Origin of the sequence: Streptomyces sp. NPDC048650 (genome assembly GCF_043199095.1) — a bacterium.
Taxonomy (GTDB): domain Bacteria; phylum Actinomycetota; class Actinomycetes; order Streptomycetales; family Streptomycetaceae; genus Streptomyces.
Window position 1 is genome coordinate 96,411 of sequence record NZ_JBICVM010000002.1, and the last position, 24,895, is coordinate 121,305.

The 24,895-nt window shown below is 73.4% G+C and carries 19 protein-coding genes; 14 read left to right on the forward strand and 5 right to left on the reverse strand.

Going from position 1 to position 24,895, the window contains the following annotated elements:
• Nucleotides 1-46 precede the first annotated feature (46 nt).
• The 3 genes from ACGFML_RS06205 to ACGFML_RS06215 form a co-directional block, all read right to left on the reverse strand.
• Complete coding sequence (locus ACGFML_RS06205) at nt 47-481, reverse strand: SH3 domain-containing protein (RefSeq protein WP_393540589.1); 435 nt, start codon at nt 479-481, stop codon at nt 47-49.
• A gap of 183 nt (nt 482-664) precedes the next feature.
• Nucleotides 665-1,246 carry a TetR/AcrR family transcriptional regulator gene (locus ACGFML_RS06210; protein WP_393540590.1) on the reverse strand — a complete coding sequence of 194 codons (582 nt, stop codon included), beginning with the start codon at nt 1,244-1,246 and terminating at the stop codon, nt 665-667.
• 94 nt (nt 1,247-1,340) lie between these two features.
• Entirely contained in the window at nt 1,341-2,495 is a 1,155-nt protein-coding gene (locus ACGFML_RS06215) for an FAD-dependent oxidoreductase (protein ID WP_393540592.1), read from the reverse strand.
• Nucleotides 2,496-2,794: 299 nt separating this feature from the next.
• Between ACGFML_RS06215 and ACGFML_RS06220 the strand changes: the two genes are divergently transcribed.
• The 12 genes from ACGFML_RS06220 (at nt 2,795) to ACGFML_RS06275 (ending at nt 20,888) form a co-directional block, all read left to right on the forward strand.
• On the forward strand, nt 2,795-3,754 hold the full coding sequence (locus tag ACGFML_RS06220; protein WP_393541656.1) for a FecCD family ABC transporter permease: 960 nt from the start codon (nt 2,795-2,797) through the stop codon (nt 3,752-3,754).
• Nucleotides 3,751-4,800 carry a FecCD family ABC transporter permease gene (locus ACGFML_RS06225; protein ID WP_393540594.1) on the forward strand — a complete coding sequence of 350 codons (1,050 nt, stop codon included), beginning with the start codon at nt 3,751-3,753 and terminating at the stop codon, nt 4,798-4,800. The genes ACGFML_RS06220 and ACGFML_RS06225 overlap by 4 nt, the downstream gene beginning before the upstream one ends.
• Nucleotides 4,800-5,612: an ABC transporter ATP-binding protein gene (locus ACGFML_RS06230; RefSeq protein WP_393540596.1), complete on the forward strand. Its 813-nt coding sequence runs from the start codon at nt 4,800-4,802 to the stop codon at nt 5,610-5,612. Before ACGFML_RS06225 ends, ACGFML_RS06230 begins: the two co-directional genes overlap by 1 nt.
• A gap of 61 nt (nt 5,613-5,673) precedes the next feature.
• On the forward strand, nt 5,674-6,690 hold the full coding sequence (locus ACGFML_RS06235; RefSeq protein ID WP_393540599.1) for an ABC transporter substrate-binding protein: 1,017 nt from the start codon (nt 5,674-5,676) through the stop codon (nt 6,688-6,690).
• 335 nt (nt 6,691-7,025) lie between these two features.
• Nucleotides 7,026-8,216, forward strand: coding sequence for an acetyl-CoA carboxylase biotin carboxylase subunit family protein (locus ACGFML_RS06240; RefSeq protein ID WP_393540601.1), 1,191 nt, complete (start codon nt 7,026-7,028; stop codon nt 8,214-8,216).
• A 41-nt stretch (nt 8,217-8,257) separates the two neighbouring features.
• The gene (locus ACGFML_RS06245; RefSeq protein WP_393541658.1) at nt 8,258-10,063 is read left to right on the forward strand and encodes an IucA/IucC family protein; all 1,806 of its coding nucleotides are present in this window, start codon (nt 8,258-8,260) and stop codon (nt 10,061-10,063) included.
• On the forward strand, nt 10,060-11,343 hold the full coding sequence (locus tag ACGFML_RS06250; protein ID WP_393540603.1) for an MFS transporter: 1,284 nt from the start codon (nt 10,060-10,062) through the stop codon (nt 11,341-11,343). The genes ACGFML_RS06245 and ACGFML_RS06250 overlap by 4 nt, the downstream gene beginning before the upstream one ends.
• Nucleotides 11,343-13,139: an IucA/IucC family protein gene (locus ACGFML_RS06255; protein ID WP_393540604.1), complete on the forward strand. Its 1,797-nt coding sequence runs from the start codon at nt 11,343-11,345 to the stop codon at nt 13,137-13,139. The genes ACGFML_RS06250 and ACGFML_RS06255 overlap by 1 nt, the downstream gene beginning before the upstream one ends.
• Nucleotides 13,136-14,377, forward strand: coding sequence for a type III PLP-dependent enzyme (locus ACGFML_RS06260; RefSeq protein WP_393540606.1), 1,242 nt, complete (start codon nt 13,136-13,138; stop codon nt 14,375-14,377). The genes ACGFML_RS06255 and ACGFML_RS06260 overlap by 4 nt, the downstream gene beginning before the upstream one ends.
• 1 nt (nt 14,378) lies before the next feature.
• A complete protein-coding gene (locus ACGFML_RS06265; protein WP_393540608.1) occupies nt 14,379-15,149 on the forward strand; it encodes an HpcH/HpaI aldolase/citrate lyase family protein in 771 nt (256 codons plus the stop codon).
• A 178-nt stretch (nt 15,150-15,327) separates the two neighbouring features.
• The gene (locus tag ACGFML_RS06270) at nt 15,328-16,557 is read left to right on the forward strand and encodes an NAD(P)/FAD-dependent oxidoreductase (protein WP_393540609.1); all 1,230 of its coding nucleotides are present in this window, start codon (nt 15,328-15,330) and stop codon (nt 16,555-16,557) included.
• Between the two features lie 125 nt (nt 16,558-16,682).
• The gene (locus ACGFML_RS06275) at nt 16,683-20,888 is read left to right on the forward strand and encodes a molybdopterin-dependent oxidoreductase (RefSeq protein WP_393540611.1); all 4,206 of its coding nucleotides are present in this window, start codon (nt 16,683-16,685) and stop codon (nt 20,886-20,888) included.
• A 37-nt stretch (nt 20,889-20,925) separates the two neighbouring features.
• Here ACGFML_RS06275 and ACGFML_RS06280 read toward each other — a convergent pair whose 3' ends face one another.
• Nucleotides 20,926-21,339, reverse strand: coding sequence for a hypothetical protein (locus tag ACGFML_RS06280; RefSeq protein ID WP_393540613.1), 414 nt, complete (start codon nt 21,337-21,339; stop codon nt 20,926-20,928).
• Entirely contained in the window at nt 21,312-21,479 is a 168-nt protein-coding gene (locus ACGFML_RS06285; RefSeq protein WP_393540614.1) for a hypothetical protein, read from the reverse strand. The genes ACGFML_RS06280 and ACGFML_RS06285 overlap by 28 nt, the downstream gene beginning before the upstream one ends.
• Nucleotides 21,480-21,637: 158 nt before the next feature.
• Here ACGFML_RS06285 and ACGFML_RS06290 point away from each other — a divergent pair, with 158 nt between their 5' ends.
• Nucleotides 21,638-21,808, forward strand: a complete 171-nt coding sequence (locus ACGFML_RS06290; RefSeq protein ID WP_393540616.1) for a hypothetical protein — start codon at nt 21,638-21,640, stop codon at nt 21,806-21,808.
• Nucleotides 21,809-22,028: 220 nt separating this feature from the next.
• Nucleotides 22,029-24,461 carry a phosphoketolase gene (locus tag ACGFML_RS06295; RefSeq protein ID WP_393540619.1) on the forward strand — a complete coding sequence of 811 codons (2,433 nt, stop codon included), beginning with the start codon at nt 22,029-22,031 and terminating at the stop codon, nt 24,459-24,461.
• Nucleotides 24,462-24,895: the final 434 nt, after the last annotated feature.

Sequence of the window (24,895 nt, forward strand, 5' to 3'; positions counted from 1 at the left end):
GGTCCGGTACCCGTGCGGTACCGGACCGGGCCGCTGCGCCGGCCGGTCAGCTCACCTTGCGCTTCGGCGCCGCGGCCACCGGGACGTGGTTGTGCGGCATGTCCTTGCAGAACTTGACGGATCCGCTGTTGTTCACGTGCTTCGCCGAGATCCAGCTGTCCCTGGTGTCACGGACCAGGTACCAGATGCTGTTCCCGGCGATGGTCTGCGCGCGCACCTTGCACTGCAGGCCGATCCGGGACTGGTGACGGATGTACCCGCGCACGGGGGCGTCCGTGCTCGGGTCCTGGCGGAGGGCCAGGCCGTGGCTGGCGGTGATGACGCCGAACGGCTTGGCGGACCCCTGGGGCGGCGCGGGGGGCGCCGCCTGGGCCGGGGCCGCGGCGAGCAGCGTCGCACCGAGGGCGAGGGCCGCGGTGAGCGCACCCGCGCCGGCCGCCAGCTGCCTACCTCGGACCACAAGGTTGTCGGACGTGGACATAGGGTTCTCCTGTTCTTGACGCGCAATGCCACCCATTGGCGCGATGCGGACATTACGCCCAGGAATCATCATTTCGCCGACGCAACGACGGCCAGGGAGCCGATCGTGTGACAAAATGATGACGTCACAAATAGGGCGCAAGTGAGCCCGCAGAGTGGGTAATCGGCGCGTCGGGGAGCCCCCTCAGACCCCCTGGTCACCCCAGCCGCGCCGCAGGAGCACGAAGATCCGGTCCATGGCCGCCCCGGGGTCGGCGGCGGCGCCCGCCAGCCGCGGCGCGGCAAGCGCGTAGTGGGCCAGCGCCCGGACCGCCACATCGTCCTCGGCGGTGCCCGCCTCCGCGGCCAGCGCGCCGGCCAGGGCCGCCTCGTGCCGCATCCACATCCGGTGCGCGTAGTCCCTGAGCGCCGGCGTCCCGTCGATCAACGCGCGGAACGTCCGGAACTCCGGCGCATCGTGGACCTTGAGCACCGAGGCCCGCAGATGCGCATGCAGTCCCTCCAGGGCCGTCCGGCCGGGCTCGCGGTCGCGCACCGCAGCGACCAGCGCCTCGCCCCGCTCGCCGTCCTGGTCGAAGACCAGCGCCTCCTTGCCGCTGAAGTGCTTGAACAGCGTGGTCACCGACACGTCGGCGGCCTCGGCGACGTCCTTGACGCTCACCTGGTCGTAACCGTGCTCCAGGAAGAGCCGAAGGGCGGCGTCCGCCAGCGCCTTGCGGGTCTGGGCCTTCTTGCGTTCCCGGCGGCCGGGCGTCGGCTGGGTCATGACGTCGGACTCACTCTCTGGGTCGGCCGGCCCGGAGTGCCGGGCCGGTACGGCTGCCGGGCGGGACGCGTCCCCGCACCCGGCGTGGCGGCGGTCAGCGGCGGCGCAGATGGCTCAGATGGCTCAGATGGCGCAGCGAGCCCTGCGGGGCGTCGGCGGCGATCGCGTTGTCCAGGCCGCGTGCGGCCCCCTCGGCCGCCCGCGCGGCGCGCGGCAGCATGACGGCCTCATAGGCGCGTACCGCCTCGTCCGACCCGGCGTGCCGGGCGAGGGATTGGGCGAGTTCGCAGCCGTCGAGCATCGCGAGGTTGGCGCCCATGCCGGAGAACGGCGCCATCAGGTGCGCGGCGTCGCCGAGCAGGGTCAGGCCCGGGGTGTGGGTCCAGGTGTGGGGCACCGGCAGCGCGTACAGCGGCCGGTCGACGAAACCGCCGTCGGTGTCCCGCAGCAGCGCCAGGAGCCGGTCGTCCCAGCCGGCGAAGCGCGCCAGCAGCGCGGCGCGCACCGCCTCGGGGTCCGCCACGTCCACGCCGTGCTCCAGCGCCCAGTCCTGCGAACCGCGGAAGGCGGCGTAGACGCGGATGCGGCCGTGGCCGTTGCGCTGGGCGATCAGGGCCCGGTTGGCGTACGAGGCCATCATGCCGCCGTCGCCGACGAGTCCGGCGAGGGCGGGGTGGCGGGTGTCGACGTCGTCGCAGCCGGTCTCGACGAAGGTGACGCCCGTGTAGTGGGGCACCTCGTCCGAGAGCAGCGGCCGCACTCGGGACCAGGCGCCGTCGGCACCGATGACCAGGTCGAAGACCTCGGTGCGGCCGCCGTCGAACTCCGCCGTGTGGGTGCCGTCGCCCCGCGGGTGCAGGGTGCGCAGGTAGTGGCCCCAGCGGACGGTGCCGGGGGCGAGGGAGTCCAGCAGCAGGCGGCGCAGCTCGCCGCGGTCGATCTCGGGCTTGCGCTGCTCGTCGGGGGCGGGCGTGTGATGGAAGAGCAGGGTGCCGCCGTGGTCCAGCAGGCGCATCTCCTGGCCCTCGGGGCGGGCGACGGCCCGGAACTCGTCGTCCAGGCCGGCCGCGTGCAGTGCCGCCCGGCCGGTGCCCTCCTGCATGTCGAGGGTGCCGCCCTGTGGACGGTCCTCGGCGTAGGCGTCGCGGTCGAAGACGGTGACCGGGAGGCCGTGCCGCTGGAGGACCCGGGCACAGATCAGCCCGCCGGGGCCGCCGCCGATGATCGCGATACGCGGGGTAGTGGTCATGGATCCAGAAAAGCACACTCACTCACTAAGTGCAATCGATACACTTTTTCAGCGAGTCAACATCGCACTTGCCTCATGAGGCGCTATCAGGAACCTTGGAAACGCAGGCACCTGCCGCCCACCGCACCGACAAAACGGATAGTTGACCGTTTCCCGCCTCACTACTTGCAGATTTAGGTATGCCTAACCTAATGTAACGACGCGTGTCGACGACCAAACCACCTGCCACCGCTCCCCCCGTGCCCGGTTCGCCAGGTCCCCGCCCGGCCGCGCGGGCCTGGCGGCAGCTCCCGCTCTTCATGGCCGGGCTCGCCGCGCTGACGGTCTGTGCGGCGCTGAGCCTCGCACTGGGAGCCCGGTCCGTACCGCTGTCCACCGTGCTCGACGCGCTGTCCGGCTCGGCACACGGACGGGAAGCCCTGGTGGTGACGGGGCTTCGGCTGCCGCGGACCCTGGTCGGGCTCGCGGTCGGCGCGGCACTGGGAGTCGCCGGGGCCGTCGTCCAGGGCATCACCCGCAACCCCCTCGCCTCGCCCACCACCCTCGGCATCAACGCCGGCGCCGGCTTCGCCGTGGTCACCGCGATCTACGCACTGCACCTGACCCGCCCCGCCGAGTACATCTGGTTCGCCTTCGCCGGCGCCGCGGCCGCCGCGGTGTTCGCCCAGGCACTGGCCCGGCGGGCCGGCGACCTCGACCCGGTGCGGCTCGCCCTGGGCGGCACGGTCCTCCAGCTCGTCCTGCTGTCCTGGACGTCGACGGTGATGCTGGCGAGCAAGCGGTCGCTGGACGAGGCCCGCTTCTGGCTGGCCGGTTCGCTGGCCGAGCGCCCGCTGTCGGTGCTCTGGCCGGTGCTGCCGACGCTGGTGATCGGTCTGGTCGTCGCACTGGCCATCACCCCGGCGCTCAACGCACTGGCGCTGGGGGACGATTCGGCGCAGGCACTCGGCGTGCCGGTGACGAAGATCCGGCTGGCCGGCGGCCTCGCCGTGGTCCTGCTCGCCGCCTCGGCCGTCGCCGTGTCCGGCCCGCTCGCCTTCATCGGGCTGGCCGCACCGCATCTCGTGCGGCAGCTGTTCCGCACTTCCGACCACCGGATCGTGGTCCCCGGCTGCCTGATCGCCGGACCGCTGCTGCTGCTCGCCGCCGACATCCTCGGACGGCTCGTCATCCGGCCTTCGGAGCTGCAGGTCGGCATCATCAGCGCGTTCCTCGGCGCCCCACTGCTGGCGCTGCTGGCCCGGAAGGTGGCCCGATGAACGACACCGTGCAGGTCACCGAACCGCCCGCCGCACCCGCCCACCGCCGCGCCGCACGCCGCACGCCGCTGCTCGCCCTCGCCACCGTCGTGGCGCTGTTCGTCCTCGTCACCGTGTCGGTGTCCACCGGCGACATGCCGCTGCCGCCCGGCCAGGCCCTGGGCGGCCTGTTCGGGCTGGGCGACACCGCGACCGTGCTGATCGTCCAGGAGTTCCGCGCCCCGCGGATGGCCGCCGCGCTGATCGCGGGGGCCGGACTGGCGGTGGCCGGTGCGCTGTTGCAGCGACTGTTCCGCAATCCGCTGGCCTCCCCCGATGTGATGGGGGTGACCGGCGGCGCCTCGTTCGGCGCGGTGGCGATGCTGGCCGCCGGCGCCTCGCAGGCACTGATGCCGCTGGCCGCCCTCGGCGGCGGGCTGCTCGCCGCCCTGCTGCTGGGAGCGCTCGGCTGGCGCTCGGGCACCAGCGTGACCCGGCTGGTGCTGGTGGGCCTCGCCGTGCAGGCCGGGCTCACCGCCGCGGTGAACTTCATGGTCGTCCGCTTCCCCACCGAACTGGCGGGCTCCGCCCTCCAGTGGACCACCGGCTCGGTGTACGGCCGGACCTGGACCGAGGTGGACGCCGCCGGTGCCGCGGTGGCCGTGGCGCTCGGCGTCGCCTTCGTGCTGCACCGCCGACTGACCGTCCTCGACCTGGGCGACGACTCGGCCGGTGCGCTCGGCCTGAACACCGACACCGCCCGCCTCCAGGTCCTGGTGACCGCGATCGTGCTGGCGTCGCTGGCCGCCGCGCTCACCGGCCCGGTCGCCTTCGTCGCGCTGGCCGTCCCGCACATGGTGCGGTACCTGGCCGGCCCGCCCACCGCCGGGACGCTGGCGCTGTCCGGCCTCGCCGGTGCCGTACTGCTGCTCGCCTCCGACCTGGTGGCGCAGCATCTGCTGCCGGTCAGCGGCCTGCCGGTCGGGGTGGTCACCGCCACCCTCGGCGCGCCCTGGCTGCTGGTGCTGATGTTCCGTCAGAGCAGTTCCGTGAACAGGAGTGTTTGATGACCGCCAACCAGCTCTCCACGCACGGACTCGATCTGCGCTACGGCGACCGACTGATCGTCGGCGGCCTCGATCTGGTGCTGCCCGGCGGCGCCGTCACCGCCGTCGTGGGTCCCAACGCCTGTGGCAAGTCGACGCTGTTGCGGGGTCTGACCCGGCTGCTGACACCCGCCGCCGGCAGCGTCGCCCTGGACGGCGCGGACATCCACCGGATGCCGGCCCGGGCACTCGCCCTGCGGATGGGGCTGTTGCCGCAGCAGCCGGTCACCCCCGACGCGATCACCGTCGAGGCGCTCGTCCGGCTCGGCCGCTACCCCCACCAGAAGCTGCTCAGCCCCTGGTCGGCGAAGGACCAGCTGGCCGTGGACGAGGCACTGGAGCGCACCGGGACCGCCGCCCTGCGCGACCAGCCCGTCGACCAGCTCTCCGGCGGGCAGCGGCAGCGCGCCTGGATCGCCCTGGCGCTGGCCCAGGACACCGATCTGCTGCTGCTCGACGAGCCCACCACCTTCCTCGACCTGCGGCACCAGCTCGATGTCCTCGATCTGGTCGCCGCGCTGCACTCCGAGGCGGGCCGCACCGTGGTGATGGTGCTGCACGACCTCGGACAGGCGGCCCGTTACGCGGATCATCTCGTGGTCCTGAAGGACGGGCGGCTGGCCGCGGCCGGCGCTCCGGCGGACGTACTCGACGCGGAGCTGGTCAAGTCCGTGTTCGACGTCGACTGCCGGGTGATTCCCGACCCCGAGACCGGCACCCCGCTGGTCGTCCCCAAGGGCAGTGCGAAACGGCGTTCCGCCGTCTCCGCCTGACCCCACCGCTCTCCCCCACGAGCTCCTCCCTTTCCGCTCCCCCGAAGGAAGTCCCACGCTGATGGTCACCACCAGTCCCACCCTCCACGGCATCCGCCGACTGCCCGCCGCGCTGCTCGCCGTGGCCCTGGGGGCCACCGCCCTCACCGCCTGCGGCGGCTCCGGCTCCTCCGCCGGGGACGACTCCGCGAAGAAGGGCGGCGGCGCGTTCCCGCGCACCGTCAAGAGCGCCATGGGCGACGTGCAGATCCCGGCCAAGCCCAAGCGCGTGGTCGTACTGGACACCGGCGAGCTCGACGACGTCACCACGCTCGGCGTCAAGCCGGTCGGCGCGGTCTCCCCGCACATGAAGACCGAGGGCGGCTTCCCCTCCTACCTCAAGGACGAGATCAAGGGCGTCAAGGACGTCGGCCCGCTGCTGGAGCCGAACCTCGAGAAGATCATTGCGCTGAAGCCCGACCTGATCCTGTCCTCCAAGGTCCGGCACGGGAAGGTCTACGACAAGCTCAAGGCCATCGCGCCGACCGTCTTCACCGAGACCACCGGCGGCCCCTGGAAGGCCAATCTGAAGGTCCACGCCAAGGCCCTGGGTCTGGAGAAGGAAGCCGGCGAGAAGCTCGAGGAGTACGAGAGCCGCGCCAAGGCGCTGGGCGCGGAGATCAAGAAGAAGTACCACGGCAAGATGCCGTCGGCCTCCGTCGTCCGCTTCGTCGCCGGGCCGACCCGCCTCTACCAGAAGTCCTCCTACAGCGGTGTCGTCCTGGACGACATCGGCCTGGCCCGTCCCGCGTCGCAGAGCTCCACCGACCCGGCGAAGACCATGCTCGACGTCAGCCCGGAGGAGATCGACAAGGCCCAGGCCGACATGGTCTTCGTCACCGTCGCGGACGAGCCGGACAAGACCCAGCAGAAGGACGTCACGTCCAACCCGGTCTGGAAGGCCCTGCCCGCCGTCAAGAAGCACAAGGTCTTCGACGTACCGGACGAGACCTGGATGTCCGGCATCGGCATCCAGGCCGCCGAGCACATGCTCGCCGACGTGGCGAAGGCCACCGGCGTGCCGCTGCCGAAGGGCTGACCGGCCGTCAGGGGAGTCGCCCGCGGGGCCGTTCCGGAGCTGCCGACGAGCTGCTCCCGGAGCTTTCCATGCGCTGCCCTCGGGGCCTTCCGTGTGCGCTGCTCTCGGGGCCTTCCGTGAGAGCCGCTCTCGGACTGTCCCGCGGGGCTGTCCCGCGGGGCTGTCCCGCGGGGCTGCGGCGGGCACCTTCCGTCCGCTGCCTCGCGGCGCCTCTCCTATCCACCAGCAACGATTACGGAGAGTAGTTGGTTCCCTCCGTAGGGTACCGCAGGTCTCCGGCCGTCCCCGCACCACCCTTGCTCCCGAACACCCTTGATCCCGAAGGGGTCCCGCTCATGCGGATGTACCTGCTCGCCCTCAACCCCACCGATTCGGTCACCGATGGCTTCCTCCCCGCCGCCGCGCGCCTCGGTCTCGACGTCACGGTCCTGACCGACCAGCCCGATGCGCACCGGAGCCGCTGCCCGCAGACCGAGGTCCTGGAGTGCGACGTCCATGACTTCCGCGCCGTCATCACCCGCGTAGCCGGGCACCACCGGGCCGACGCGATCTTCACCAACAGCGACCACCTGCAGACCCAGGCGGCGCTGGCCGCCGAGTACTTCGGGCTGCCCGGCAAGGACTGGCGGGCCGCGCTGCGCGCCAAGAACAAGGCCGAGATGCGACGCCATCTCGCGGCCGCCGGAGTCGACGCCGTACGGTCCGTGGAGCTCGCCCCCGACCAGGACCCGGCCGTACTGGCCGCCGCCGAGCTGCCCTATCCCTGTGTGGTCAAACCCCGCGAGGGCGTGGCCAGCGAGGACGTCGTGCTGGCCGAGGGGTCCGGGGAGCTGGTGGCGCGGGCCGGGGAGATCCGGGCCCGGCGCCCGGAGGCGGCGCTGGTCGCCGAGGAGTTCCTGGCCGGCGAGCTGTACACCCTGGAGACGCTCGGCGACGGCGAGCGGCTTCATGTCCTGGGCGGATTCCACTCGGTGATCTCCGCGCCGCCGACCTTCATCGAGGAGCGGCACGAGTTCGTGGCGGCGCACCCGGAGGGCGTGACCGCCCAGGTGCTGGCCCAGCTCGACGCGCTGGGCGTCGGGTTCGGCGCCTGCCACACCGAGTTCGTGGTGGATCGGGGCCGGGCGCGGCTCATCGAGGTCAACTACCGGGCCATCGGCGACCAGTGCGATCTGCTGCTCGCGCAGGTCCTGGACATCCCGCTGTTCGAGCACATCCTGCGGACCCATCTGGGCGAACCGCTGCCCGCGGACCTGGGTGCCCGCACGGACGGCGCCGCCCGGGTGGAGTACGCCCTCGCCGACCGGGCCGGGACGCTCACCGCGGCGCCGGAGGCCGCGGACCGGACGGTGGACGGCGTACGGCTCGCCTACCGGCCGCTGCGCACGGTCGGCACCCGGCACCCGCACTACCGCACCAACCGCGACTACCTCGGCGTGATACGGGCCTTCGGGACCGACCGGGACACCGTAGGCCGGGCCGTGGCGGGCTTCTTCGCCGCCGAGTGCTGGGAGATCTCGTCGTGAGCACAGCACCGGAGGCCACCGACATACCCGCCGCGGAGGCGCTGCGGGCGGCGGGTCGGCAGACGGAGCAGGACGCGCAGCAGGAGTCGGAGCTGCTGACCCGGGTCCTGGGCGCGCTGCTGCGCGAGGACGTCGTCGGGCTGCGCAGCCGTGGCACCGTGCTGGAGCGGCCGGACGGCCCCTGGCTGCGGCTGCCCGCGGACGAGGCGGCCGGGGCCCTGCTGTTGCCGCTCACCGCGGACGGTTACCAGAGCGTCCACGCCGCCCGGCTGCCGGTGCTGGTCCGCGAGACGGACGGCGGCCGGCTGACCACCGTCGACGGGGTGCTCACGGCGCTGCGGGCGCTCGCCGACCCCGAGGACCGGGCGGGTTTCGACGCCTTCGCCGAGGAGTGCCGCCAGACCCTGGCGACGATGCGGCTGCACGCCCGGACCCGGGACGAGGCGGAGCGGCACCTGACGCAACGTCACGGGGAGGATCCCGGCGCCTGGTCGGGGCTGGACGGCGGGCTGGCGTACGACGCGCTGGCCGCCCGTCTCGACCATCCCGTCTACCCGGCCTCCCGGGGCCGCTCCGGTCTCGACGAAAGCCAACTGCGCCGCTACGCGCCGGAGTTCCGTCCGGACTTCGCGCTGCGCTGGCTCGCCCTGCCGCGGGCGGCGGTCGCCGTGGCGGGTGGCGAGGCGGCCCTGCCGGCCTGCTGGCCGACGGCCGCGGAGCTGGGCCTCCCCCACCTCCAGGGCAGTCATCTCGCCCTGCCCGTCCATCCGTTGACGCTCGGCGACCCGCTGCACGAAGCGCTGCGCGAGAGCGGCCTGGCGGGCGAGGCGGTGCTGTCCGGACAGGCCCGGCTGGAGGCCGTGCCCACCTTGTCGATGCGTACGGTGGCGCTGCACGCCGACCCGCGGCTGCACCTCAAACTGCCGCTGGCCACCGCGACGCTGGGCCTGCGCAACCGGCGCACCATCAAGCCGCGCACGCTGGTCGACGGCGCCGCGGGGCAGCGGTTGCTGGAGACGGTGATCGCCCGCGAGCCGCGGTTCGCTGAGTCGATCCTGCAGGCGGACGAGACGGTGTATGCGCACGCCGGCCACGAGCTGCTGGCCGTGCTGTGCCGCCGCTACCCGGCCGGTCTGGAGGGCAGTGCCGTGGTGCCGATGGCCGCGCTGCTGGGCCGGGCGCCGGGCGGACGGCTGGTGATCGACCACCTCGCCGACCGCTTCTACGGGGGCGACCCGCTGGCGCTGCTGGACGCCTGCCTCACCCTGCTCTTCGACTGGCAGACCACCCTCTTCGGCTACGGCATCGGGCTGGAGTCGCACCAGCAGAACATCTCGCTGGTCCTGGACCGGCGGGAGACCGGCGGTACCCGGCTGCGGCTGCTGTTCAAGGACAACGACTCGCCGCGCCTGAACACCGCCCGGCTGCGGGAGACCCTGGGCGCACACGCCCCGGACCCCGCGGACTTCGCCGATCCGCGGATATTCGCCGACGGTGACCGGCCGGTGCTGGACCTGTTCACCACCATCACCGTCCATCTGTGCGCGGGCTCGTACGCCTTCGGGCTGGCGCGGCACGGTCGGGCGCCACTGGGGCGGCTGCTGGGCCTGGTCCGCGACCGGCTCGGCGAGGCGGCCGAGCGGCTGGGCACGGCGCCGGGGGAGCCGGGCGCCGCGCTGCGTGCCGCCGTCCTGGACGCGCCGGAGCTCCCGATCAAGGCCATGGTCAGTGCGGGTTCCCTGCTGTCCAAGGAGCGCTCGGGCGCCTCCGACATCAACAAGCACTACGCCAGCGGCCCCAACTACCTGCTGGCGAATCCTTCGCTGCCGACGGGGGCTTTCCGATGAATTCCGCAACGTCGCGCCGGGTCACACCGGACGCCGTGGAGACCAAGGTCCGGCCGGGCCTGGCCCGCCGTCAGGTGCACGCGGTGGCCGGCTGCTATTTCGTGGCGTCCTTCGCCGCGCTCGGCCTGCCGCCGTATCTCACCAAGATCCTTCCCGAGTTGGGGGACGGCGCCGCCCGCTGGGCCGGTCTGCTGTACATCGTCCCGACCATCTTCGGTGCCGTCGGCGCCCCGCTGTGGGGCCGGCTCGCCGACCGCTTCGGCCGCAAACGGCTGCTGCTGCGTGCGCAGTTGGGGCTCGCCGCCGCGTTCCTGCTGGCCGGCTGGGCGGACTCCATCGGGACGTTCGCGGCCGCGCTGGTGATCCAGGGTGTGCTGGGCGGTACCTTCGCCGCGTCGAACGGCTATCTGGGGGCGGCGCTGGAGGGTGCCGCGCTGTCCCGGGCGCTGACGCTGATGCAGGGCAGTGCCCGGGCCGCGCTGGTCTTCGCGCCGATCGTGGTGGGGGCGCTGACGCCCTGGCTGTCGCCGCACCGCCAGTACGCCCTGCTCGCGGTGCTGCCGTTGGCCGCCGCCCTGATGCTGGCGGCGCTGCCGGAGCCGCCGCGGACGTCGCCGACGGCGGGGCCCCCGGCCGGCGCGGAGGTGGCGGCGGACGGTGCGACCGCCGTCGAGGCCGCTGCGGCGGAGCCGTCCGGGCGTGCTCCGGCCGCGTCGCTGCGTGCGCTGTACGCGCTGGAGTTCGCCTTCGTCTTCTCGACGGTGATCTCCTTTCCGTACCTGATCTCGCTGATCGAGGAGCGAATACCGGGTACCGGGCCGATGGTGTCCGGTGTGCTGTTCGCCCTGCCGCACATGTGCTATCTGGTCGCGGCGATGGCGGTGCACTCGCTGTTCCGCACCCGGCCGCGGCTGGGGATCGTGCTCGGCTTCGGCTGTATCGCGCTCGGGCTGGCCGGTCATGGCGTCGCCGATTCGCTGCCCTCCTTCGTCGCCGTCCGGCTGGTGCTCGGTGCCGGGCTGACGATGGGCCTGGTCTGTCTGTCCGTACTGGCCGCCGACTGTGCCAAGGGCCGGTCGCCCGGTGGTCTGTTCGGCTCCATCGAGTTCTTCTCCAAGGCCGGCGCCGTCGCCGCCGGTCTGGCCGCGGCGGTCGGCAACGACGTGTTCGGCCCCGCCGCGCCTCTGCTGATCGGTACCGCGATCGCGCTGGTGACAGCGCTCGCGACCGTCGCCCCCGCTCTGCTTCCCCGTCTCCCCCGCACCCGCAGGAGCCTTTGATGCCCCCGCTGACCAATTCTCCCCGTACCGTCCCGGCTTCGTCCCCCGATGACGTCCCGTCTTCCGCCGCACCCGCCGGTCCGCCCACCGCCGACCGGGCGGTGGCGCACACCCTGCTGAACTGCCTGCTGCGCGAGGTCTCGGGCCCCGAGCACCAGACTGCGGTGGACTCCGGTCACCTGCTGATCCGGCTGCCGCGGCGCGGTGTGCTGTTGCGTGTCGCGCTGCGCCGTACGTCGCTGATCGGCGCGCACCGGTTCACCGGCCCGGTGACCGAGGAGACGGACGCGGGCTGGAGCGAGGTGGGCTGGCGGCGGCTGGCCGAGTACGTGCACGCCGAGCTGTCGCTGCGGACCGGCGTGGACAACGACGAGTTCCTGGCGCAGATCACCTCCAGCCACGAGGCGGTCCGCGCCGCGCTGGAGGCGCGTGCGGTGCCGCGCCCGGCCGTCGGTGCCGAGGACGGGCCCGCCGCCTACCTCGCCTCGGAGCAGTCCCTGATCCTGGGGCACCGCTTCCATCCCACCCCCAAGGCGCGTACCGGCGACCCCGCCGCGTGGCGGTCGTACGCGCCGGAGACCGGGGCGTCGTTCCCGCTGCTGCTGCTCGCCGTGCGCGAGGAGCTGATCGCCGAGGAGTCCGCCGTGGCGGGCGCCGCCGCGCCGCTGGACGCGCTGCACCCCGAGGTTCCGGAGGGCTACCGGCTGCTGCCCGCCCATCCGTGGCAGTACGAGCTGCTGAGGGACCACGCCTGTCTGCGGGAGGCCCTGGACCGCGGCGACATCCGTCTCCTCGGTACCGGCCGGGACCCGTTCGCCGCCACGGCGTCCGTCCGTACGCTCTACGACGGCGCGGCCTTCCTCAAGTTCAGCCTGAATGTGCGGATCACCAACTGCCTTCGGAAGAACTCCAGTTACGAGCTGACCGGGGCGGTGGCCCTGACCCGGCTGCTGGAGCCGGTCCTCGCCGACCTGGCGACCCGCTTCCCGGGCAGTGCGGTGCTGCGCGAGCCCGCCTACCGCAGCCTCGCGCTGCCGGGCCCGGACGGCCGGCCCGACACGGAGCTGCTCGAGGGGTTCGGCGTCATCGTCCGCGAGGGGCTCTCGCAGCGGCTGCTGCCCGGCACCACTCCGCTGCTGGCCGCCGCGGTCGCCGACGAGTACCCGAACAGCGCCGCGCATGTCTCGCACCTGCTGGACGGCGCGGGCCCGCAGGCTGCGCTCGCGTGGTGGACGGCCTACCTCGATCTGCTGCTGCCGCCGGTGCTCGCCGCCTACTTCGACCACGGCGTGGTGCTGGAGCCGCATCTGCAGAACGTGGTGGTCTGCGTCGACGGCGACGGCATGCCCGCCCAGGTGCTCTTCCGTGACCTGGAGGGCACCAAGCTCGTCCCCGAGCACCACGCCGAGCTGCTCGCCTCCCTGCCGGACGCCGTCGCGGCGCCCATGACGTACGACGCTCAGCGCGGCTGGGACCGGGTGGTCTACTGCCTGCTGGTCAACCACGTCTCGGAGATGCTCGCCGCGCTCGCGGATCTGCACCCGGACAGCGAGGCGGACCTGTGGGCGCAGGTCCGCCGCACGCTCCAGGCCCACGCCGACCGGTACGGCTGCCCGCCCCGGCTGGCCGCCCTGCTCGCCGGTGTGCCGCTGCCCGCCAAGGCCAATCTGCTGACGCGCTGGGAGCGCAAGGCCGACCGCGAGGCCGGCTATGTGCTGTTGCCCTCGCCGCTCGCCGAGTCCGTCCTGACCGGCGCCGTACGCACCGACGACACCACCTCCTGGAGCGCCCGATGACCGCCCCGACCCCCCTGGTCCGCGAGCGTGCCGACGCCCTGCCGGCCGAGGAGCTGCCCGCCTATCTGTATGACCTGACGGCTCTTCAGGAACACGTGGCACGTGTCCGGGCGGCCCTGCCCGCCGCGGTGGAGCTGTACTACGCCGCCAAGGCGAACCCGGAGCCGGAGATCCTGACCGCGCTGCGCCCCTATGTGGACGGGTACGAGGTCTCCTCCGGCGGCGAGCTGGCACACGTCGGCAAGGCGGTCCCCGGTTCGCCGCTGGCGTTCGGCGGCCCCGGCAAGACGCCGGCCGAGCTCGTCCGGGCGCTGGACCTGGGGGTGTCACGGTTCCATGTGGAGAGCATGTACGAGCTGCGCATGCTGGGCGAGCTGGCCGGACGGCACGCCGCGGGCCGCCGGGTCGCCGTGCTGCCGCGTTTCAACCTTCCGGTGGGCGACGGCGCGCTGGACGGCAGTTCGCTGGCCATGGGCGGCCGGCCCACCCCCTTCGGTCTGGACCCCGCCCAGGCCGACGAGGTGGTCACCCAGCTCACCGACGGCACGTTTCCCCATCTCGAACTGCGGGGTGTCCACGCCCACCTGGCGAGCGGCCTGGAGGCTCCCGAGCAGCTCGCCGTGGCCCGTGCCGTCGTCACCTGGGCCGCGCGGCTCGCCGACCGGCACGGTGTCGCCCTGTCCGAGGTGACCGTCGGCGGTGGGATGGCCGTGGACTACGCGGCGCCCGAGGCCCGTTTCGACTGGGCGGCGTACGGCGCGGGTCTGGCCCGACTCGCGGCGGACCACCCCGGTCTCACCCTGCGCATCGAGCCGGGCCGTGCGCTCACGGCGTACTGCGGCTGGTACGCCACCGAGGTGCTGGATGTGAAGCTCAGCCACGGCGAGGAGTTCGCCGTGGTGCGGGGCGGCACGCACCATCTGCGCACTCCGGCGACCAAGGGGCACGACCAGCCGTGCACGGTCCTGCCGTCCGGTGCGCCGTGGCCGCACGCCTGGCCCCGGTCGGCGGCGACGGGCGACCGGGTGACGCTGGCCGGTCAGCTCTGCACGCCCAAGGACGTCCTCGCCCGCGACGTCCCGGCGTCGGGGCTGCGGGCCGGGGACCGGGTGGTCTTCGGGACGGCCGGGGCGTACGCCTGGAACATCTCGCACCATGACTTCCTGATGCACCCGCGCCCGGGCTTCCACTTCCTGGGCGCCGCGGACAACGGCAGCGACGAGGAGGGCGGGAACTGACATGCTCCGCCCCAACGAGGTCCGCCGCCGGCTCGCCGCGGGCGAGGAGGTCACCGGGCTGTTCAGCACGCTGCCGGAACCCTCGATGATCGAGATGATCGGCTGCGCGGGCTACGACTTCGTCATCCTGGACACCGAACACACCCTGGTCGACCCGCAGCGGCTGGAGAACCTGATCCGGGCCGCCGAGGCGACCGGCCTCACCCCGTTCGTCCGCGTTCCCGAGGGCGACCCCGGTGCCGTTCTGCGTGCTCTGGACGCCGGTGCGATGGGCATCGTCGTCCCGCACGTCCGCACCCGCGCGGACGTGGACGCCGCGGTCCGCGCCGCGCGCTACGCCCCTGAGGGCATGCGCTCCCTCAACGGCGGCCGCGGACCGGGCTTCGGCCGGATCGAGCTCACCGAGTACATCCGCCGGGCCAACGCCGAGATCATGCTCGTACCGCTGATCGAGGACGCCGAGGGCGTCGCCGCCATCGACGAGATCCTCGCCCCCGGCGGTGTCGATCTCGTCCTGCCCGGTCCGGGTGACCTCTCCCAGTCCTACGGGGTGCCCTGGCAGGTCCGGCACCCCCGGGTGCAGGAGGCCGTCCGCACGCTGCGCGCGTCCTGCGCCCGGCACTCGGTCCCGTTCTGTGCGATGTCCACCACGCCGGAGCGCCGCGCCGAGTGGCGCGCCGACGGGGTGCGGGCGTTCGTCGTCGGCGAGGACCGCGACGTGACGGCGCGGGCGCTGCGCGGGCATCTGGAACGGGTGAGCGGGGGCGGCTGACGGCCGGAGCGGCGGGGCGGGCCGGGCCCCGGGCGTGTGCTCCGGCCGGATTTCGCCGCCCGCAAGGGCGCGGACCTGCGGGAAGGTTCCGGCCCGGCAACACCATCGGCGGGATCCGCTCGGCCGCCCAGTGGGTACCTGTGGCCTGGAACGCCGGGACACAGGGAGCTGAGCGGGAATGGCCACGAGCAATGCGTTGGTGATCGCCGGAGCGGGACTGGCCGGTGCGAAGGCCGCGGAGACACTGCGCGAGGAAGGGTTCGACGGGCCGCTGGTGCTGCTGGGGGACGAGCGCGAGCGTCCCTACGAGCGGCCGCCGCTGTCCAAGGGGTACCTGCTGGGTACGTCGGAGCGGGAGAAGGCGTTTGTGCATCCGCGCGAGTGGTACGGCGACCACGACGTCGACCTGCGGCTGGGGACGGCGGTCGGGGCGATCGATCCGGCGGCCCATGAGCTGACCCTCGCCGACGGGAGCCGGCAGGGTTACGCGAAGCTGCTGCTGGCCACCGGGGCGGCGCCGCGGATGCTGGCGGTGCCGGGCGCCGAGCTGGACGGGGTGCACACGCTGCGGCAGCTGGCGGACAGCGATCAGCTCAAGGAGACGTTCCGGCACGCCACCCGGATCGCGGTGATCGGTGGCGGCTGGATCGGGCTGGAGACCGCGGCCGCCGCCCGTGCCGCGGGCGTCGAGGTGACCGTGCTGGAGGCGGCGGAGCTGCCGCTGCTGCGGGTGCTGGGGCCCGAGGTCGCGCAGGTCTTCGCGGATCTGCACACCGATCACGGCGTCGACGTGCGCTGCGGCGTCGAGGTGGCGGAGATCACCGGCACGCTCGGGCACGCGGACGGGGTGCGGCTGACGGACGGCGGTGAGATCCCCGCCGACGCCGTGATCATCGGCATCGGTGTCACGCCGAACAGCGGGCTGGCCGTGGACGCGGGGCTGGATGTGGACGACGGGGTCCGGGTGGACGCCCAGCTGCGCTCCTCGCACCCGGACATCCACGCCGCCGGTGACGTCGCGAACGCCTTCCACCCCGTGCTGGGCGAGCACATCCGCGTCGAGCACTGGGCCAACGCCCTCCACCAGCCGCAGACCGCGGCCAGGGCGATGCTGGGCCAGGACGTGGCCTTCGACCGGCTGCCGTACTTCTTCACCGATCAGTACGACCTGGGGATGGAGTACACGGGGTACGTCGCGCCCGGCGGCTACGACCGTGTCGTCTTCCGGGGCGAGAGGCGCAGCCGCGAGTTCATCGCCTTCTGGCTGTCCGGGGGCCGGGTGCTGGCGGGGATGAACGTCAATGTGTGGGACGTCGTGGAGCCGATCCGGGCGCTGGTGACCGGTGGGCGGACGGTCGACACGGCGCGGCTCGCCGACCCGGGGGTGCCGCTGGCGGACCTGGTGTGACGCGGCAGCCGGGGTCCTCACGCCGCGGTGCGGGCGGCTGTGTGGTCGCCGTAACCCCCGCTGATCGCTGGGCGTGACAGCGGTGAAACGGGCGGATCCTACGGTCGGGTGGTCATCGTCCGACCATGAAGGGGCCGTCCGTGTCCACTCCGGAACCGCAGACCGACCAGATCACGCAGGTGCGTACGGCGTGCTCGTACTGCGGTGTCGGCTGCGGAATCGTCCTCGACGTGGAGCGGGGTGCGGACGGGCGGCGTCGGGTGCGGCGGGCATCCGGCGACAAGGCGCACCCGGCGAACGCCGGGCGGCTGTGCACCAAGGGCGCCACCAGCGCCGACCTGCTGGCCGCCCCGGGGCGGCTGGGCAGTGCCCTGGTCCGCGCCGACCGCGGCGACGAGCCGGCGGCGGAGGCGATGGAGGCGGCGGTCCGGGAGACCGCGCGGCGGCTGCGCGCGATCGTCGACGAGCACGGGCCGGACGCGCTGGCCCTGTACGTGTCGGGGCAGATGTCGCTGGAGGCGCAGTACCTCGCGAACAAGCTCGCCAAGGGGTTCGTGCGCACCGCGCACATCGAGTCCAACTCGCGGCTGTGCATGGCCGGTGCGGGCAGCGGCTACAAGCTGTCGCTGGGCGCGGACGGGCCGCCCGGTTCGTATCAGGACTTCGAGCGGGCCGACGTGTTCCTCGTCATCGGCTCCAACATGGCCGACTGCCACCCGGTGCTCTTCCTGCGGCTGATGGAGCGGGTGAAGGCGGGCGCCAAGCTGATCGTGGTCGATCCGCGGCGCACCGCGACGGCGGCCAAGGCGGATCTGTTCCTGCAGATCGCGCCGGGTACGGATCTGGCGCTGCTGAACGGGCTGCTGCATCTGCTGGTCGAGGACGGCCGGACGGACGCCGACTTCATCGCCGAGCACACCAGCGGCTGGGAGGCGATGCCGGAGTTCCTGCGGGACTATCCGCCGGCGACGGTCGCGGAGATCACCGGGATCCCGGAGGCGGACATCCGGCGGGCCGCCGAGTGGATCGGCGCGGCGGGTGAGTGGATGAGCTGCTGGACGATGGGGCTCAACCAGAGCACGCACGGCACCTGGAACACCAACGCGCTGGTCAATCTGCATCTGGCGACCGGGGCGATCTGCCGTCCCGGCAGCGGCCCGTTCTCGCTCACCGGGCAGCCCAACGCCATGGGGGGCCGCGAGATGGGCTACATGGGCCCGGGGCTGCCCGGGCAGCGGTCGGCGCTGGTGGCCGAGGACCGCGCCTTCGTCGAGGGCCTGTGGGGGCTGGCGGACGGGACGCTGCGGTCGGACGGGGGCGGCCAGGGGACGGTGGAGATGTTCCGGGGGATGGCGGCGGGGGACATCAAGGCGTGCTGGATCATCTGCACCAATCCCGTGGCCTCGGTCGCCAATCGCCGTACGGTCATCGAGGGGCTGGAGGCGGCGCAGTTCGTCGTCGCGCAGGACGTGTTCGCGGAGACCGAGACCACCGCGTACGCGGATGTGGTGCTGCCCGCCGCCATGTGGTCCGAGTCCGAGGGCGTGATGGTCAATTCGGAGCGCAATCTCACGCTCGTCCAACAGGCCGCCGACCCGCCGGGGGAGGCGTGGCCGGACTGGCGGATCATCGCGCGGATCGCCTGCGAGATGGGGTACGGCGAGGCGTTCGGGTACGGCAGCGCCGAGGAGGTCTTCGAGGAGATCAAGGGCGCCTGGAACCCCAGGACCGGGTACGACCTGCGCGGTGTGTCGTACGAGCGGCTGCGGCGTACCCCGGTGCAGTGGCCCAGCGCCACCGCGGACGGGCCCGACCGCAATCCGGTGCGCTACGTCGACGACGGCGTCAGCCGGGCTCGGGGCGAGGGTCCGGACGGCAGCCGCACCGGGCCGGTCTTCCCCACGCCGGACGGCCGGGCCGTGTTCTTCGCCCGTCCGCATCTGCCGGCGGCCGAAATGCCCGACGACGACTTCCCGTTCGTCCTGAACACCGGCCGGCTGCCGCATCAGTGGCACACCCTGACCAAGACCGCCAAGGTCGCCAAGCTGAACAAGCTCGATCCGGGCCCGTTCGTGGAGATCCACCCGCGGGACGCGGCGGCGCTGGGCGTCGCGGAGGGCGATGCGGTGGAGGTCGCCTCGCGGCGCGGCCGGGCGGTGCTGCCCGCGGTCGTCACCGACCGGGTGCTGCCCGGGAACACCTTTGCGCCGTTCCACTGGAACGATCTCTTCGGGGAATACCTCAGCGTCAACGCGGTGACGAACGACGCGGTCGATCCGGTGTCCTTCCAGCCGGAGTTCAAGGTGTGCGCGGTGTCGCTGGCGAAGGTCGCGGCGCCGGGCGCGCCGCGTGCGGACGGGGGGCGGTCGGCGGCCGAGACGTCGGCCGGGTCCGGGGCCGGAGCCGGGGCCGCGCCGGTTGCGGAGCTCGCCGGCCTGCTGGGCGTCGCCGAGGTGGCCCCGCCGGTGCTGGCCGGCCTCGAACGCCGCTATCTGGCGGGCTTCCTGACGGGGCTCGGCAGCGGCGGGGCGGCGGCGGGGACTCCGGTGCTGCCGGATGACGCCCCGCTGGACGCCGAGAGCGCGGTGTGGGTCAACGGCCTGCTGGCCGGGATGTTCTCCCGCGCCGGGGAGGCCGGGGCCGGCGTCGCCGGGGGCGAGCCCGCCGCCGACGGCGCGGCCGGCCGCTCGGTCTTCGTCCTGTGGGCCTCGCAGACCGGGAACGCCGAGGAGGTGGCGGCCGGCGCGGCTCGCCGGCTGGCCGACGCGGGGCGCCGGGCGACGCTGCTGAGCATGGCCGAGAGCACCCCGGCCGCCCTGCCGCCCACCGCGGATCTGCTCGTCGTCACCAGCACGTTCGGTGACGGTGACGCCCCCGACAACGGTTCGGGGTTCTGGGAGACCCTCAGCGCGCCGGACACCGGCCGGCTGGACGGTGTGCGGTACTGCGTTCTGGCGCTGGGCGACTCCTCGTACGACGACTTCTGCGGCCACGGCCGCCGCCTCGATCAGCGCCTCGACGAGTTGGGGGCGGTGCGGCTGCTGCCGCGTACCGACTGCGAGCCGGACTACGAGGAGCCGGCCGGGCAGTGGCTGGAGCGGGTGCTCCTGGCGCTGGACGAGCCGGCGGGACCGACGGTCACCGGCCGCTCCGCCGTGCCCGCCCCGGCCCCGGCCGCGGCGCCGGCGCCGGCGCCCGCCCGCCCGTCGAAGGCCGCGCCGGCCACCGCGCGGCTGACCGGCAACCGGCTGCTCAGCCTTCCCGGGGCCACGAAGGAGGTCCGCCGATTCACCTTCGACACCCGTGACGGCGAGGGCACTCCGCTCGCCTACGAGGCGGGCGACGCGCTCGGTGTGCAGCCTGCCAACTGCCCCGAGCTGGTGGCGGAATGGCTGTCGGTCACCGGTCTCGACCCCGCCTCCCCGGTGGAGCTCGCGGGGCCGGGGCGGGTACCCCTCGGGGAGGCGCTGCACGGTCATCTGGACATCGCCCGGATCACCCCCGGTCTGCTGCGGCTCGTCGCGGAACACAGCCACGACCGCGTCCTCAGGAAGCTGCTGCGCCCGGACAACAAGGGCGAGCTGGCCCGATGGGCCTGGGGTCGGCAGGCCGTCGACGTCCTCGCCGAACACCCGGTACGGGCCGGAGCGGCGGAGTGGGCCGGTGTCCTGCCCCGCCTGCAGCCCCGCCTGTACTCCATATCGTCCAGCCCCGCGACCGACCCGCACCTCATCAGCCTGACGGTCTCCGTCGTCCGCTACGACAACCACCACGGGCGCCCCCGCAAGGGTGTCGCGTCCACCTTCCTCGCGGACGCCGAACCCGGCAGCCGGGTGCCGGTGTTCGTCCAGCGTGCCGCGCACTTCCGGCCGCCCGCGGATCCCACCACCGCGATGGTGATGGTGGGTCCCGGTACCGGGGTCGCCCCGTTCCTGGGGTTCCTTCAGGAGCGCCGGGCGCTCGGGCACCGCGCCCCGAACTGGCTGTTCTTCGGTGAGCAGCGGCGCGCCACCGACTTCTACTACGAGGACGAACTCGACGGGATGCGCCGCGCGGGGCTGCTCACGCGCCTGGACACCGCCTTCTCCCGTGACCAGCGCGCCAAGGTCTACGTCCAGGACCGGATGCGCGAGCACGGGGCGCAGCTGTGGTCCTGGCTCCAGGAGGGGGCGCACTTCTATGTGTGCGGCGATGCGTCCCGGATGGCGAAGGACGTCGACCGGGCGCTGCGCGAGATCGCGGTCGCGCACGGCGGGCTGGCCGAGGAGGCGGCGGCCGCGTACGTCAAGCAGCTCGCGTCGGACAAGCGGTACGTGCGGGATGTGTACTGAGCGGGGTGTGTAGGGAGCGGCCCGCGGGGCTGCGGGGTCAGTCCGGCACCGACCGGACGATCACCAACGACCCGTCGTAGGAAGGCTGTCGGCGCAGCGCACCGTGGCGGCGGTCCCACTCGCCGTTCGCCAGTTCGCGGCGCAGGTGCGCGGCGGACCGTGCCCGCACCTCGTCGTCCACGAAGCTCCACGCCGAACACGCCTGCCGGGCGCCGGGCTCCAGGAGGCGTTCGGGGCGGCCGTAGTACGCCTCGTGGAATCCGTCCGAGCAGTCGAGAGGGATCGGTACCGGCTGGACGGTGGTGCGGCCGCCCCGTGCGTCGGCCAGGCCGGCGACCGGCGGGTAGCGCCGCGCCTCGGTGTCCAGGACCTCGGGTGCGTAGTCGTACAGCCAGAAGTCCCGGACCAGGTCCGGGTCGCAGGTCAGCACCACGACCGGGCCGCGTGCCACCCGCCGCATCTCGCGCAGCCGAGCGCCTGCGCGACGGCGGCCGCGATGTGTTTGTCGGGGCGGCGGTAGTGGCCGTAGCCGTCGCCCACCGAGCCGTAGTCCACATCCCCGGCACTGCCGTCGAGCGTGCGTTCGTCCACGCGGTGAACGTAGCAGCCGCCCGGGCCGCGGTGATGCGTTTCGCACGGGAAGGGATAAGGACTGCCGCGCGTTTGTGGCCCCCGGCAGCCGGTTAGCCGGATACGTACCGTGCACACCGGGAGCCGCGCGCGCACCATGGAGAAGAAGGAGGGGCATCATGACCACTGAGCCGATTCCCGACGGGCCGGGGCCTGTGCCGAGCAAGCCGGACCCCGTACCGCGCGACCCCCGCCCGGCCGAGCCGGAGCCGGAGCAGCCGGATCACGACCCGCAGGAGCCGCCGGGCACCGGACCGGGCGAGGATCCGGCCCCCGAGCCGCCCGACTAGCCGGCATCGACGCCCGGCCGGCCGCAGCCCCGCCCGCCCCCGCCGTGCACCTGCGTTTGCGTACCCAGGGTGACGGACGCAGGGTGGGAGTTCCGGCTTCCGGGGCGTGCTGGAGGGACGGGCCGCGGGAGGACGCCCGCGTCCTGTGCGTTCCGACGGGCCGCCGCGCCGTCCGCGGGACGGCCGCCGCGGCCGAGAGCTGTCACGCGAGGAGATGAGCATGCGCGACGCCACGACGACGCCCGCGCCGAACCACCTCGACCCCGCCGAACGGGAGACCCTCGACGCCCACTGGCGGGCGGCCAACTACCTGGCGGTGGGCCAGATCTACCTGATGGCCAATCCCCTGCTGACCGAGCCGCTGCGCCCCGAGCACATCAAGCCGCGGCTGCTCGGCCACTGGGGCACCTCACCGGGCCTGAACCTGGTGCACACCCACCTCAACCGTGTGATCAAGGCCCGCGACCTGGACGCGCTGTGCGTGTGGGGCCCGGGGCACGGCGGTCCCGCCGTCGTGGCCAACTCATGGCTCGACGGGACGTACAGCGAGACCTACCCCGATGTGAGCCGGGACCGCGCGGGCATGGAGCTGCTGTTCCGGCAGTTCTCCTTCCCGGGCGGCATTCCCAGCCATGTCGCGCCGGAGACGCCCGGTTCCCTCCACGAGGGCGGCGAGCTCGGCTACTCCCTCACCCATGCCTACGGGGCGGCGTTCGACAACCCGGAGCTGGTGGTCGCGTGCGTGGTCGGGGACGGGGAGGCGGAGACGGGCCCGCTCGCCGCGTCCTGGCACGCCACCAAGTTCCTCAGCCCGGTGCACGACGGGGCCGTCCTGCCGATCCTGCACCTGAACGGCTACAAGATCGCCAACCCGACGGTGCTCGCCCGGATCCCGCACGACGAGCTGGACGCCCTGCTGCGCGGCTACGGCCACGACCCGCTGTACGTCGTCGCCAACGACCCCGCGACGGTGCACGACGAGCTGGCCGCCGTCCTGGACCGGGCGCTGGACCGGATCGGTGACATCCAGCGCCGGGCCCGTTCCGAGGGCGGGACGGAGCGCCCGCACTGGCCGGTGATCGTGCTCCGCACGCCCAAGGGCTGGACCGGGCCGCACGAGGTCGACGGGGTGCCGGTGGAGGGCACCTGGCGGGCGCATCAGGTGCCGCTGTCCGGCGTACGCGATCATGCCGACCACCGGCGTCAGCTGGAGTCGTGGCTGCGGTCGTACCGGCCCGAGGAGTTGTTCGACGCGTCGGGTGCGCCCCGTCCGAAGGTGCTCGCGTGTGTGCCGGCGGGCCCCCGGCGGCTGGGCGCCTCCCCGCATACCAACGGCGGGCTGCTCCTGCGCGATCTGCCGCTGCCGCCGCTGGAGCGGCACGCGGTGGACGTCGACCGGCCCGGCACCGTGCTGCACGAGCCGACCCGGGTGCTCGGCGGCCTGCTGCGGGAGGTCATGGCGGCCACCGCCGAGCGGCGTGACTTCCGCGTCGTGGGCGCCGACGAGACCGCCTCCAACCGTCTGGACGGGCTGTACGAGGCCACCGGCAAGGCCTGGCAGGCCGAAACGGTCGGCACCGACGAGCATCTCGCGCGCGACGGCCGGGTCATGGAGGTGCTCTCCGAGCACCTGTGTCAGGGCTGGCTGGAGGGCTACCTCCTGACCGGACGGCACGGCCTCTTCTCGAGCTACGAGGCGTTCGCCCACATCGTGGATTCGATGGTCAACCAGCACATCAAATGGTTGCGCACCGCGCGCCGGATTCCCTGGCGCCGGCCCATCGCCTCCCTCAACTACCTCCTCACGTCGCACGTCTGGCGCCAGGACCACAACGGCTTCTCCCACCAGGACCCCGGCTTCGTCGACCACATCCTCAACAAGAGCCCCGAGGTCGTCCGCGTCTATCTGCCGCCGGACGCCAACACCCTGCTCGCGGTCGCCGACCATGCGCTGCGCAGCCGCGACTACGTCAACGTGATCGTGGCCGGCAAGCAGCCGAGCTTCGACTGGCTCACCCTCGAGGAGGCCCGCGCGCACTGTGCCCGCGGCGCCGGCGTGTGGGCCTGGGCGGGCACCGAGGACGGCAACCGTCCCCAAGCTCTCGGCGCCGCTCGCGCAGCGGAGACCCCTTCCCCGTCCCCGGACGTCGTACTGGCCTGCGCCGGCGACGTCCCCACCCAGGAGACGCTGGCCGCGGCCGGTCTGCTCCGCCGCCACCTGCCGGAACTGGCCGTTCGGGTCGTCAACGTCGTGGACATGGCGCGGCTGCTGACCCCGGGCGAACACCCCCACGGCATGCCGGACTCCGAGTACGACGCCCTCTTCACCCCCGACCGGCCGGTCGTCTTCGCCTACCACGGCTACCCCTGGCTGATCCACCGCCTCACCTACCGCCGCACCGGCCACGACAATCTGCACGTCCGCGGCTACAAGGAGGAGGGCACCACAACGACCCCCTTCGACATGGTCGTCCGCAACGACCTCGACCGCTACCGGCTGGTCATGGACGTCGTGGATCGCGTGCCCGGCCTCGGCGTGCGGGCCGTCGCCCTGCGCCAGGCGATGGCGGACGTCCGTACCCGCCACCACGCCTGGATCCGCGAGCACGGTACGGATCTGCCGGAGGTGGCGGACTGGACGTGGACGGGGTGAGCGGACGCGGCGAGCGGACGGGAACGGTGGCCGCGACCAGGGCGCGGCGGCGGTCTGTGCGCCGGCGTGCTCGGCCGTGGTCAGCCCGTCGTCGGGGAGCGGCACCTTGGCCGGCCCCGACGGATCGGCACGGTACGCCGCCCCACCCGGTTACGGAGGACGACATGGCCACACCGCAGCCCCCGGGGCCCACGCACCCGGATCCGGTGCCGCCCACCCCCGGGCCCGGCCCCGGACCCCCCGGTCCGCAGCCGGGCCCGGCTCCCGGTCCCCTTCCCGCGCCCGGCCCCGACCCGGTGCCTCCCGCACCCCCGGGCCCGGAACCGGACCCGGTCCCCCCGAACCCCGCACCCCCGACACCGGGACCCTCCCCCGGCCCGGCGCCCGGTCCGCGCCCCGCCCCGCACACCGCCGCCGGCGGCCGGGATGTACAC

What these genes read in the sequence shown, in the direction of transcription:
- ACGFML_RS06230 (WP_393540596.1), top strand. Translation starts at nt 4,800, where the DNA reads ATGACCGCCAACCAGCTCTCCACGCACGGACTCGATCTGCGCTACGGC.
- ACGFML_RS06240 (WP_393540601.1), top strand. Translation starts at nt 7,026, where the DNA reads ATGCGGATGTACCTGCTCGCCCTCAACCCCACCGATTCGGTCACCGAT.
- ACGFML_RS06270 (WP_393540609.1), top strand. Translation starts at nt 15,328, where the DNA reads ATGGCCACGAGCAATGCGTTGGTGATCGCCGGAGCGGGACTGGCCGGT.
- ACGFML_RS06250 (WP_393540603.1), top strand. Translation starts at nt 10,060, where the DNA reads ATGAATTCCGCAACGTCGCGCCGGGTCACACCGGACGCCGTGGAGACC.
- ACGFML_RS06205 (WP_393540589.1), bottom strand. Translation starts at nt 481, where the DNA reads ATGTCCACGTCCGACAACCTTGTGGTCCGAGGTAGGCAGCTGGCGGCC.
- ACGFML_RS06260 (WP_393540606.1), top strand. Translation starts at nt 13,136, where the DNA reads ATGACCGCCCCGACCCCCCTGGTCCGCGAGCGTGCCGACGCCCTGCCG.
- ACGFML_RS06225 (WP_393540594.1), top strand. Translation starts at nt 3,751, where the DNA reads ATGAACGACACCGTGCAGGTCACCGAACCGCCCGCCGCACCCGCCCAC.
- ACGFML_RS06255 (WP_393540604.1), top strand. Translation starts at nt 11,343, where the DNA reads ATGCCCCCGCTGACCAATTCTCCCCGTACCGTCCCGGCTTCGTCCCCC.
- ACGFML_RS06210 (WP_393540590.1), bottom strand. Translation starts at nt 1,246, where the DNA reads ATGACCCAGCCGACGCCCGGCCGCCGGGAACGCAAGAAGGCCCAGACC.
- ACGFML_RS06235 (WP_393540599.1), top strand. Translation starts at nt 5,674, where the DNA reads ATGGTCACCACCAGTCCCACCCTCCACGGCATCCGCCGACTGCCCGCC.
- ACGFML_RS06265 (WP_393540608.1), top strand. Translation starts at nt 14,379, where the DNA reads ATGCTCCGCCCCAACGAGGTCCGCCGCCGGCTCGCCGCGGGCGAGGAG.
- ACGFML_RS06220 (WP_393541656.1), top strand. Translation starts at nt 2,795, where the DNA reads ATGGCCGGGCTCGCCGCGCTGACGGTCTGTGCGGCGCTGAGCCTCGCA.
- ACGFML_RS06290 (WP_393540616.1), top strand. Translation starts at nt 21,638, where the DNA reads ATGACCACTGAGCCGATTCCCGACGGGCCGGGGCCTGTGCCGAGCAAG.
- ACGFML_RS06295 (WP_393540619.1), top strand. Translation starts at nt 22,029, where the DNA reads ATGCGCGACGCCACGACGACGCCCGCGCCGAACCACCTCGACCCCGCC.
- ACGFML_RS06275 (WP_393540611.1), top strand. Translation starts at nt 16,683, where the DNA reads ATGAAGGGGCCGTCCGTGTCCACTCCGGAACCGCAGACCGACCAGATC.
- ACGFML_RS06215 (WP_393540592.1), bottom strand. Translation starts at nt 2,495, where the DNA reads ATGACCACTACCCCGCGTATCGCGATCATCGGCGGCGGCCCCGGCGGG.